Genomic DNA, 12,697 nt, shown 5'->3' on the forward strand with positions numbered 1-12,697 from the left:
GGTATAAAAATTATACGATTCTTCTTCCTGTGCTATGGCAAAATCAAGGATATCATCCGGAGATTTGAATGTACTCATAGTTCCCTCCCTTTGATTATTTATATGTGATATTACTGGTTTGATTGCATATATTCTCATTGCGTGTCAGAGAGCCGCGACATGGTCTTTCATTATAATTATAATATATGGACCGGTTAAAAGCATGGTGAAAAATCACCGCATGTAATGCAGGCGGGAATGTCCTGTTTACCGCGTTATAATATCGAAGAGAGAACAGGGGATATTTCATAACAGCAAAGACACAATATCATCCTGACGATATACTCCACCCTAAATCCGTTTACACGGATTTTTTCTCCGTGCTCTCCGTGCCTCCATGGTAATAATTTTAAACTTACATGCTTATCACACGAGATAAACGGATTATATTATATGTACAACGAAAATCGCATATTACGCATATTAATTAAAAAACATACGATACAAAGGATTCCGGCCATGAAAAAAGGATATTTTACGTTTGTACTGCTCCTGATGCTTGCCATTGCGGTCAATGGTTTCGCGGGGTGGAACATGACCGAGAAACAGCGCAGAAAGTACAACGACGAGCTCGATAAACTCCACCTGCGGCAGAATACGGGCTTTGTCAGCGACAAATCGGACAAAATGCTCCGTGAACCGAAAGAAGAGCATGTCGTCAACGATTTCACCGTGGCAAAAGTACCCCCCGAGATCAGGATGATGATCGTTCCCGACATGGTTCCCGAATATTTTCCCGATGAGGCTACCGAAGCCGCATGGGCTAACTGGGGAAAAGTTGCCCGCAGCGCCGACAACCGCTTCTTTTTCTCGGTCGGCGACCACCGTGGCATGGGCTGCCAGATTAATATCTACGAGTACTCGCCCGCCCGCGACCTGGTATACAAGGTGGTCGATGTGGATAATCTTCTCGGCTGGACGGATAATTCATACACCGATGGCAAGATTCACGGCCATATGGGCATCATGCCGGACGGCACCCTCTGGGCGGCAACCCATTACGGCGTCTACCCGGATTCTTCCTGGTGGGCGAACGGTTATCGCGGGAGCTGGCTTCTGAGCTATAATATTAACACACATGAGGCGAAAAACTGGGGCGTCCCCCTTGTCGGCCAGATGCTACCCGAGTTCAACCTCGATGCGAAACGGGGCAGGCTCATGGGCGCCGGCGCCAACAAGACAGTCCTCTGCTGGGATGCCATCAACAAAAAGGTGACCTATGCCGGATGCCCACCGGATGGGTGGGAATGGTGGCAGCGCGCCATGCTCCTCGATGAGAATACCGGGAAATTCTGGACCACCTGCCGCGGCGACAGTCTCCATCATTTCCTGAGCTTCGATCCCGAATTCAACCGGTTCGAGCGCTGCGAGCTCTCGCCACCGGAGAATCCGTACGATCACACGGTTTACCAGCTCCGCGCCTACACGGATAAGCGCGCGGAGGATGGCGCCTTTTACTGTTTCACCCACAACGGCACGCTGTTCCGTTTCCGGCCCGAAAAGCCCGCGGTTGAGCCTGTCGGTGTCAACTGGGACCGGGGACGGTACACCTCGACGACCGCGCTCGACCCCACAGGCCGTTATATCTATTATATGCCCGGCGGCAAAAAAATGCAGAACGCCAATGAGTACGGGCCCCTCGTGCAGTACGATGTCAGAACCGGGAAAAAGAAAGTCATCGCATGGCTCGCCGATTATTACTGGGAGAAGTACGGTTACTGGATCGGCGGCACATACGGCATGGAGATTTCGATGGATGGCTCGTTCCTCGTCATCTGCATGAATGGCGCCTTCGTACCCCGTGACGACGAGAACGGCGCGCCGTACGGGAATCCGTCGCTTTTTGTTGTGTATATACCGGAAGAGGAGCGAATGATAGAATAATAGCCTCTAAAATAGATCTATGAAAATTTGTAGTATATTTGAAAAGGTAAATACATTAACCTTTAATGATATATGGGTAGAAATTATTTAAGATTTTCACATTCCATTTTGTTTTTTTCTTGACTATACAGTAAATATGGTATATATTCAACAATCAATTAACGACTTACCCCGTTATGAAATATGTGTCCTATCTGATCTCAAGTTATAAACTTCCTGATAGAACCCAACCTGAATGTCTCTCCCGGAGTAATATTGTTTCTGGTGAATTGTCCGGGATATAATCCCCGGTGTTTCGGGCTGTAGGTAAAATAATTTAAGTACAAAAACCATTCCGCGTGACATAGCTTTGACGATCTTCGGTATAGTTCGAAAAATAATAATATGCTGCATTATCTGCCGATAGGTAAGTTGTACTGATTATATACCCTTTTTCTGATAAGACAACACATCTGCTGATATATTTCTCTTAGTAATTGGGCATTCCCCAAGAAGGATTAACCGTTATGGACATTGATGAACTCAAGACAAAGACTATTTCCGAGCTTGCCGATTATGCGAAAAGCCTGAAAATCGAAAGTATCACCGGCCTGAAAAAAGCCGATATAATCTTCAAGATTCTCGAAGCACAGACCCAGCAGAACGGCAACATTTTCGCCGAGGGCGTTCTGGAAGTCCTCGAGGATGGGTACGGGTTCCTCCGGTCGCCGTCATATAATTACATGCCTGGCCCGGACGATATCTATGTTTCCCACTCCCAGATCAAGCGCTTCTCGCTGAAAACAGGCGATTCCGTCTCCGGCCAGATTCGTCCGCCAAAGGATTCGGAACGGTATTTCGCGCTCCTTAAAATCGAAGCCATCAATCATGAAAATCCCGAAGCATCGAAAGATAAAATCTTTTTCGATAACCTCACCCCCGTACACCCGAACCGGAAATTCGACCTCGAAACGACACCCAACGAGGTGAGCACCCGTATCATGAATCTGCTCTGCCCGATCGGGTTCGGCCAGCGCGGACTCATCGTCGCCCCGCCTTTTACCGGGAAAACGATGCTCATGCAGAAGGTCGCCAATGCCATTACGGCTAACCATCCCGATATCAGCCTCATCGTCCTCCTCATAGACGAGCGGCCTGAGGAAGTGACCGAAATGCAGCGCGCAGTCAAGGGAGAGGTTATCTCGTCCACATTCGATGAACCTCAGAACAGGCATGTCCAGGTCGCCAACATGGTCATCGAGAAGGCGAAACGGCTTGTCGAGTATGGTCATCACGTGGTGATTCTGCTCGATTCGATTACCCGGCTCGCACGGGCGTACAATAATATTATCCCGCATTCCGGAAAAATTCTGTCGGGCGGTATCGACGCCAACGCACTGACATGGCCCAAACAGTTTTTCGGTGCGGCCCGTAATATCGAGAACGGCGGCAGTCTGACCATACTTGCCACCACGCTCATCGAGACCGGCTCGCGTATGGATGATGTTATCTACGAGGAATTCAAAGGCCGCGGAAACATGGAGATGGTGCTCGACCGCAAGCTGTCGAACCGCCGCATATTCCCCGCAATGGACATCAAACGTTCCGCAACCCGTAAGGAAGAGCTCCTGCTCACCGAGGCCGAGCTGAACCGTATCTGGATCATGCGCCGTATCCTCGATCCCATGGGTACCGCCGAGGCGATGGAATTTCTCCTTGAGAAAATACGAGATACGAAAAACAACAAGGCGCTGCTCGAAACCATGAGCGCAAACAGCCTGTAAACAATACTGAAATACTTCATATAAAGGGGGCATTTTCGCCCCCTTTTTTTGTCACTTGTTCGATGCCCGGTACTACCTCACACTAGAACTGAAAAATAGTGTTTATCTCGATTGCATATAGATATTGAGTAAATCCCGGCATGAAAATTTAAACATACACCTGTCATCATGCGCTCATTACAGGTTATTGCTTCGGCGATTAAACAGTGATATCGGATGACGTCATGCCGAACTTGTTTCGGCATCTATTCCTGCTATTGGTATCATTATTTATCCGCCGGAGCAATATTTAAAAAACCTCAGAGCGCATCTGAATCCTATATCAACAATTGCAATCTTGAATGAATTGAAATTTAACTGGTAAATTGATAGTTGATTTATTATAATACAAGACTAAAAAAAGCATTTTGTGTACTAAAATATTTAATGTTTTTTTTGGCTTCCTGGAACCCTTATCCTGTTAAACAGTCTTAACTGGTAAAAATTTCCGTAAAGCCATATATTCGTTCACTGCATACTCAAGAAGGAGATGTGCATGATCAGAATTGAAAACCTTACAAAGTACTATGGGGATTTCAAAGCCGTTGATAATGTCTCTTTTAACATCAACGACGGCGAAATCCTGGGCTTTCTGGGGCCGAACGGCGCCGGAAAGACAACAACCCTCAAAGTTCTCACCTGTTTCATGCCCCCGACATCGGGCACAATCAAGTACAAAGACCTCGATGTACATGAAAACTCGATGGAAATCCGTCAGATGATAGGCTATCTGCCCGAAAATGCGCCCCTCTATGAGTACATGAGTACCATGGAATACCTCGAATATATCTGTGATCTCAGGGAGATCAGGGGTGCCCGGAGAAAAGAACGGATGGATGCGATGATCGAGACATGCGGCCTTTCCAAAATGATCGGCAAAGACATCGGAGAACTATCCAAGGGTTATCGTCAGCGCGTGGGGATTGCTCAGGCGATGATTCATGAACCCGATATCCTTATCCTCGATGAGCCTACAGTCGGTCTCGACCCCAACCAGATCGTTGAGATTCGCAATCTCATCAGAAAAGTCGGAAAGGAAAAAACGGTCATTCTTTCGACACATATTCTCAGCGAGGTCGAAGCGACCTGCGACAGGGTGGTCATCATCTCCTCCGGCGAAATCGTTGCGGATGGCACCACGGACTCTCTGAGGAGCCAGATGACGGGACAGTCGGTTCTCCATCTCGAGCTCAAGGGTGATGTACCCGATGCGGCGGATGTGTTCTCGGGACTCGGCAATGTTGCCACTGTCAGCACCATGTCAGGGAAAAACGGCGGAACCGTCGAGTTCGATATCGGCATCAGGGGAGACCGCGATATCCGGGAGGATGTTTTCAGAACGGCAGTCGCTAAAGGCTGGACAATCCTTGAAATGCACCTTCAGGAGAATAACCTCGAGGATGTATTCCGTAATCTCACAAAATCCCAGGGGGCTTGATATATGAAGAAGATTTTACCTATTTTCCGCCGTGAAGTATTCGCATACTTCTACTCACCGGTGGCATATATCGTAATATCGGTGTTCCTCATAATCACCGGATGGTTTTTTACGAGCGAGATGTTCCTGTCGAATGAATCATCCCTCAGGAGCGTTTTCAGCATCATTCCGTTCATTTTTATCTTTTTCGTTCCGGCTATCACCATGCGTCTTCTGAGCGAGGAACGGAAAAGCGGAACCATCGAACTCCTCTTCACCATGCCCATCAGCGACCTCGAGATCATACTCGGCAAGTATTTCGCCGGGCTCAGTCTGCTGACGGTGGCATTGATCTTTACATTGCCCTTTGCCATTTCCATTGTCTTTCTCGGGACACCGGACATAGGAATGCTCATAACCGGGTACCTGGGTCTGATCCTTATGGGAGCCTCCTATGTGGCCATCGGGATTTTCGCCTCGACAGTGTCACGAAACCAGGTGGTTGCATTCATCGTGGCTTTTGCCATCATTTTCGTCTTGTGGCTCATCAATAAATTTCTCATGCTTATTCCGCCTCCGTTTGTACCCGTACTCCAGTACCTGAGTATCGACTATCATTATGAAAATATCGGACGAGGGGTAATCGACTCACGTGATATAACATACTACCTGTCACTGATCATCTTCATGCTGTCACTGGCTAAACTGTCACTGGAAAGCCGAAAATGGAGTTGAGGAGGCTTGATTCATGAAAAAACTGAATAGTGCATCTATACTTTCGATCCTTTTTCTTTTGGGTATACTGGTGATGGTAAACGCGATAGGAATCAGGTATTTCCTTCGCGCCGACCTTACCAGCGCAAACATGTATTCTCTTGCCAAGGCATCAAAAAATATCGTCGGCAGCGTCGAGGACAAAATCCTCGTCAAGGCATACTTCTCCCCCAACCTGCCGGGCAATTATTCGAGCATAGAACGCTATCTCCATGATATGCTCGATGATTACCGGGCGTATTCGCATGGCCATTTCGAATACGAATTCATCAACCCGGGCAACGAACAGAAACTTGAAGAGGAGGCACAGAGCTTCCAGATTCCTCCGCGGCAGTTTCAGGTTGTAGAGAACGACAAGATCGAGGTCGTAAAGGGGTATACGGGAGTCGCTTTCGTGTACGGCGACAAAAAGGAAGCCCTGCCGTCAATCGACAATATCGATAACCTCGAATACGAGATCACAAGCCTGATCAAACGCATCACCACCGACCGTCAGCCGATACTGGGCGTAGCCTCGACGGGAACCGAGCAGGACAGGCAGCAGATGCAGAAGCTCTATGAAGCCCTTGGCCGTAATTATAACGTTCAGCCGGTTGATTTGGATAAAACCATAGAAAAAGGGGTGGATGGCCTTCTGATCCTGGCGCCCCGCCTGCCGTTTACCGACTGGCAGCTTTTCAATATCGACCAGTATATAATCAACGGCGGCAAAGCCATGATGCTCATGAACTGGTATCACGCGGATATCCGCGAGGGCCAGCAGGCGATGCCGTACGAACTCAATATCAACAAACTCCTGAACGCCTATGGTATCGGTCTAGGCGAGGACATGATCAGCGATGCGAACTGCGCCACGGTTGGCATGACATCGCAGCAGGGATTCTTTCAGGTAACCCAGCCGGTGAGATTCCCCTATTTCCCGGTGATACAGACATTCAATCCCAGCAATATAATCACGCGTGACCTCCAGAAAATTCAGACATATTATCCGTCATCGGTCGATACAACACTCGCCGCAGCCAAGGGATTCACGGTACAGGGACTCATGTATACCTCGAATCTGGCAACGAGAGATACGGGCCCGGCGGTCTATCTCGATCCCTTCCGGAGGAGAACGAAACAGGACTTCCCCGAATCGCATATCCCTATCGCTGCGCTGGTCAGAGGCAAGTTCAAATCATTTTTAGCCGAATCGGGTCCACCGGCGCAAAACAAGGACGGCGAGGCATACAGCGGGCCGTTTAAAGCTGAAGCAGATGCCGAAAACAGACTCATTCTTGTCGGCGACGGGCATCTGGGGATTGACCAATACATTGACGCATACGGGCTCATGTTCATGCAGAACGCAATCGACTGGCTGATTCAGAGTGAAGACCTCATAGCCATCAGGTCCAAGCAGATTCCCCAGAAACCGTTGAAGGATATTCCGCCGGTTGCCAAGAAGTTTGTCAAGTGGGGCAATCTTTTCGGGCCGACTATTCTGATAATCATACTGGGAATCGTGCTGTGGCAGGTTCGCCGTATCAAGAAAAAAGCCTTGATGGCTCTGTGATGTAGGGAGGCGATGTAATGAAAAATAAAACAACACTCATGCTTGGCGGTGCATTTCTCGTTCTTGTTCTGATTTTCCTGATTACATCCTATAATCCGCCGGAAGAGACAAAAGGGGCAACAGCATTGTTCCCGAGCGAAAAACCGCTTATCGACAAGTTTGAGATCAAGCGGGCCAACGGGGAAAGCATTGTGCTGGAGAAGAAAAACAGCCTCTGGTATATAACCTCTCCCTTTGAATACAAAGCCTCGGATGTAGCCATCGAGCAAACTATCACCGGTCTGCTCAATATTCAGATCGATGGTGTCGTATCGAACCGGAAAGAGGCTCAGGAAAAATTTGGCGTGAGCGATTCGACAGGCATATCGCTGAAAGCTTACAGCAATGGGAAAAGTGTGCTCGATGTCATCGCCGGAAAAAACACTGTCGACCTGACACATACCTATGTACGTATGGCGAATTCATCCGATATATCGCTCTGGCGTGGTCTGTTCGCTCGTCAGATTGACAAGGAAATCGACGATTGGCGTGACAAGACCATCTACAGCTTCAATCCCGGAGATATCCTCACTGTTTCGATAAAACAGGGTTCTATAATCCGTGAAGCCGTACTTCAGGACACCACATGGGTCTATAAGGAAAACGGCAAGGAAAAACCTGTCGACCAGGCGAAGATAAAACAGTCGGTGAATTTTATCGCCACCATGAACTGCGATACGTTTGCCGAAGGGCCGGACATCCCCAGGGCAGCTGAAAAAGCGGCTGATACACAGGTCACCTTCACCGTACGAAACGGCGACAAGCACACTTACGATGTCTGGACACCGGGTGAAAACGACAACGGCCGTTACCTCGTCCGGAAAGAAAACGGCGACATTCTTTTCCGTTTTTACCGGTTCCGCGGTTCGCGGATTATCCTGAACTATGAGGATATAAAATCGATTTAACTGTACCGAAATCATTGCAGGGGGATGTATCGTACATTGATACATCCCCTTTTTTATTGCATCATACTCTCCTTCGTGATACTTTACTGTTTCTTCTGATCCGCTCAATTCACAAGATTTTATAGAACACAGATTGACGCGAATATGATGGATTTTCGCGGATTTGATTTTTTTATTATCTTTTTTGATGTGAATGATTAATAGAAACCTTTGAAGTAATTGTTAGTAACATGCCCGAATGCTTGATATAATACTTTTTTCCCTCTCCTGTTTACGGGAGAGGGACAGAGCGTGAGGGTAATTGCTCTCATCCCTGACCCTTCATCCATACAGGGGAGAAGGGAATTAATGACCGATGTGAGTACGATCTTTTTCATTGTTCCAAAGATTTTAATAATTAGTAAAGATAGTACAAACAATCTATTATACCCATTTGTGTCTTTGTGTCTTTGTGGTTTAATACTTTCATGAATAATCCGGACTAGAACGTTTATAATTATTTCCGAGGATTAACTGTTACCATGAGCTCTATCCGGTATACAATGAGTATTGCTGTCACAGCGGCTATCCTTTTTCTTTTTTCATCCGTACTCCATGCGGATGAAATCGACAATATCCGTCACTACCGTATCTCTGACACTGCGATTATCATTTATTATGATCTCCGGTGCGCCGGACCCCGGAATATCTCTGTCGAGGTCTCGCCGGACGGTGGCGTACATTTCTCCATAAAGCCCCGGACGCTTTCCGGCGATGTCGGTAACGGTATCATGCCCGGCCTTTCGAAACGCATACGATGGGACATTGCCGACGATGGCATCGAACTTACCGAAAACGCCGTGATTCGGGTAATTACCGGGAGCACTGCTGAAACGCTCCTCCCGTCTCAGGAAACGGGTAAAAAAACAGTCGTCGCCGTCCGGACAGACACCTCCCTGAAAATCGACGGTCTTCTCAATGAATCTTCCTGGATTAATTCAGTTCCCGCCTCAGGCTTCATTCAGCGTGAACAGACAGAGGGCGCCCCGGCAACGGAAAAAACCGAAATAAGAATACTCTATGATGATGAAAACGTGTATATCGGCGTCATGTGTTATGATTCGAATCCCGGCGCAATAATCCGTAACGAGATGGACAGGGATGTCGACCTGGTGAGCGACGATAACTTCACCCTGGTCCTCGACACCTTCGAGGCGAAACGGAGCGGATATTTTTTCGAGATTAATCCGAACGGCGCACGCTATGACGGTTTCTTCTACGGCGGCGAGCTGATCAATCCCGACTGGGACGGTGTATGGGACGCGGTAACCCGGGTGACCGATTCCGGGTGGTCGGCCGAGGTTGTCATACCCTTCAAAACACTCAGGTTTCCCAATACCGAGAGCCAGACATGGGGCATAAATTTCCGTCGGATCATCCGCCGCAAGAACGAGGAGGTTCTCTGGTGCTCGTGGAAAAGGGACGATGGTCTCTTTCAACTGATAAAAGCCGGAAACCTGACCGGCATACAGCATGTTCATCACGGGAGAAAGTTCGAATTCATGCCTTATGTTCTTGGCGGTATGGAAAAAAACGATTCCGGGAAAAAGAGAGATTTAAAATACGGTGGGGACATCATCTATCCTATAACGACCGATCTGACCCTCAACGTAACGACCTATACCGACTTTGCGCAGGTCGAGACCGACAAGGAGCAGATAAATCTTACACGGTTCAGTCTCTTTTACCCCGAAAAACGTGATTTTTTCCTCGAAGGCTCGGAAATATACGATTTCGATACGGGATACTTTGAAAAAGTATACCATTCCCGGCGGATCGGAATCAGCCCCGAGCGTGAACAGGTTCCCATTATCGGCGGAGTGAATCTCTCGGGAAGAATAGGCTCCTATAGTATCGGGGTGCTCAATATTCAGACCGACAGCAAAGGTATATATCCTGAGGCAAACAGCACGGTAATCAGGCTGAAAAAAGATATCTGGGAAAAATCCCGTATCGGGCTCATCGCCACCAACCTCTATGACAGTGAAAAACATCAGAATACAACAGCTGGTATGGACGTCTTCTATCAGACCAACCGGTTCCTCGGCAATAAAAATTTCTCTGTCAGGGGTGATGTAACCGGTTCGTTTACTGACGGCAGGCATGAGGACAACCTGTTCGGCAGGCTGTTCATCGATTATCCGAACGACCTCATCGACAGCTTCTGGGAACTCTACCATGTGGGCGAACGGTTCAATCCCGAAATCGGATTCATAACACGGACCGGTATACGGAGAGTAAACGGTGCTGTCAGAGTCTACCCGCGCCCACAGATTCCGATGATCAACAAGCTCATATTCAAGCCCCTCGGAATAAACTATATAGCCGATATGGACGGGACCATGCTCGAGCGGACAATCACCTACTGGCCGTTCGGAATTCTCACCACGACCAATGATCTCATACGGTTCGAAATCGAGGACGGCTTCGACTTTGTCGACAGGACATTCACCATATTCGGCGATGCGGCGGTTCTCCCGGGGAAATATCACTGGACCGGTTACGGTGTCTATATGCTGAGCAATCCGAGCAGACCGCTTTCGCTCGAAGTGACAACCCGTACGGGAACGTTTTACAGCGGAGACCGTGATAACCTGAAAGCGGCTGGCACCTATAAGCTGAATAAAAACATATCTGTTTCATCGGAAATCGACTATAACGGCATCACTCTCGAAGGCAGGCATTTCATCACCCGTGAATACGGCAGCAGGCTCCATCTCAACCTCTCGACGAAGCTGACGACAAGCACGTTCATACAGTGGAACAACCAGACAAGGGAGGTCAATATGAATTTCCGCCTCCATTACATCCCCAATATCGGGAGCGACCTCTACTTCGTCTACAACCACCTCTGGGACGAATCCGCCGATTACGAAACGCTCTACCGGACGGGTATCCTCAAGCTGTCGTATCTTTTCAGGTTTTAAAGAAGTTTCATACCTCAATGAAACACCATCCCATTATTCCAGAACAAGTCCGTCCGCGCCACGCCTGAACCTGTATGAATACGTTTTCCCTCCCTTTGAAAACGACAGCACCAGCGATCCGTCACCACCTTTATTATATCGCATGGTAGATGCAATGTTGGCGGCTTCACGGTCATGCTCCGCGGGGAGAATGACCGTTGCGATCACCGTTCGTTCCCCGGGCGCATTCACCACCGTACCGAAATAGGGTACCCACCTGAAAGTCGCATTCCGCTGTGCCATCATGACTGCGTGTTTTCCGGGCCTGATGGTGTATGGACAGTCAATGGCGGGAATGACAGCCATATTCCCTTTATCGCCCTTGAGGAAAACATAATTATCCATTATAGAATATTCCGCCGAAGAATGATACCGAACCTCGATCTCCGCACCTTTGGAGCACGTGACCTCGTCCAGAACGACGGTGATCAGCGGTTTTTCCAGGATGATATGGCGACTCCAGCCCTTGAGCTCCACTCCGGGGTATGCTTTGGTCTGGTCCATGATGGTGTAATCGCGGTTTTTACCCGGGCGGAATTCGACAATCTTTCCACCGACTGCCATATCCCAGGGCTTGTTCTTGAGTTTGCCGGGTATCTGCTTCTCGCCGTTGACTATGACCGTATTGTGACCGATGCTCGACGCAAGGGGATAATTCCACCGCTCCTCGTCGAAATATGCCTTGTCATACCCGGCGCTGCCGTGATCGCAGATAAACTCCTGACCGCGCCAGTAAAGGCTGAAGTGCCCCGAGTCGAGGTGACCGTGGTGAGGGTCGTTATGGAGACCGGATTTGGCGGCGATGACAACTTTTTCCGGGTCGGTGAAATCGCTCCGCATGATGACCCATTCCACCGCGGGGAAACGAACCGAAACCTCATTCGGAAGTGCGGGAGTAATGGTGCTTTTCGGCCTGATACAGTCCATGAGGCTCGCAGGATGGTCGTCCGTCAGGTTCTTTCTCAGCCATGCAGCGCAGGGATTACCGGTTTCGGCCGCGAGGTCGTTGAAAAGGGAATACGATCCGAATGTGCCGCCGCCCGAATCGCCGAAGTGAACTGATTTGTCGGGAGGTATCTGGCAGAAGATAAAGGTTCTGACCGCATCATCGAACCGTGGATGCTTGTAGAGGTTACATTTCCCGTCGGTCACACGATTGAGAACATCGGCGAATTCGAGGGATGAGTCGATCATGTAATTGAGATACCCGATACCCTCCTGCCAGCCGCCGTCCCCGACCTCGTCGAGGGTTTTACCGATACGGTTGAGAGACTCGG

8 protein-coding genes are annotated in these 12,697 nt (G+C 48.8%); 7 read left to right on the forward strand and 1 reads right to left on the reverse strand.

The genetic code is table 11. From position 1 onward, the window contains the following. Positions 1-498 precede the first annotated feature (498 nt). From LLG96_16770 to LLG96_16800, 7 genes are all read left to right on the forward strand, one after another. A complete protein-coding gene (locus LLG96_16770; protein MCE5251862.1) occupies positions 499-1,923 on the forward strand; it encodes a hypothetical protein in 1,425 nt (474 codons plus the stop codon). 506 nt (positions 1,924-2,429) lie between these two features. Further along, entirely contained in the window at positions 2,430-3,686 is a 1,257-nt protein-coding gene (gene rho / locus LLG96_16775) for a transcription termination factor Rho (GenBank protein ID MCE5251863.1), read from the forward strand. Between the two features lie 535 nt (positions 3,687-4,221). Further along, the gene (locus LLG96_16780) at positions 4,222-5,163 is read left to right on the forward strand and encodes an ABC transporter ATP-binding protein (protein ID MCE5251864.1); all 942 of its coding nucleotides are present in this window, start codon (positions 4,222-4,224) and stop codon (positions 5,161-5,163) included. 3 nt (positions 5,164-5,166) lie between these two features. Beyond that, positions 5,167-5,877 carry an ABC transporter permease gene (locus LLG96_16785; protein ID MCE5251865.1) on the forward strand — a complete coding sequence of 237 codons (711 nt, stop codon included), beginning with the start codon at positions 5,167-5,169 and terminating at the stop codon, positions 5,875-5,877. Between the two features lie 13 nt (positions 5,878-5,890). Next, a complete protein-coding gene (locus LLG96_16790) occupies positions 5,891-7,468 on the forward strand; it encodes a GldG family protein (protein ID MCE5251866.1) in 1,578 nt (525 codons plus the stop codon). 17 nt (positions 7,469-7,485) lie between these two features. Beyond that, positions 7,486-8,415: a DUF4340 domain-containing protein gene (locus LLG96_16795; GenBank protein MCE5251867.1), complete on the forward strand. Its 930-nt coding sequence runs from the start codon at positions 7,486-7,488 to the stop codon at positions 8,413-8,415. A 521-nt stretch (positions 8,416-8,936) separates the two neighbouring features. Then, positions 8,937-11,381 (forward strand): carbohydrate binding family 9 domain-containing protein, encoded by a 2,445-nt coding sequence (locus tag LLG96_16800; GenBank protein MCE5251868.1) that lies wholly within the window; start codon positions 8,937-8,939, stop codon positions 11,379-11,381. Positions 11,382-11,414: 33 nt separating this feature from the next. On the opposite strand, the gene LLG96_16805 is transcribed toward LLG96_16800, so the two are convergent. Beyond that, positions 11,415-12,697 (reverse strand): heparinase II/III family protein (locus LLG96_16805; protein ID MCE5251869.1); only part of this gene is annotated, 1,283 nt, incomplete at its 5' end.

Source organism: bacterium, assembly GCA_021372535.1.
Taxonomy (GTDB): Bacteria; Latescibacterota; Latescibacteria; order Latescibacterales; family Latescibacteraceae; genus JAFGMP01.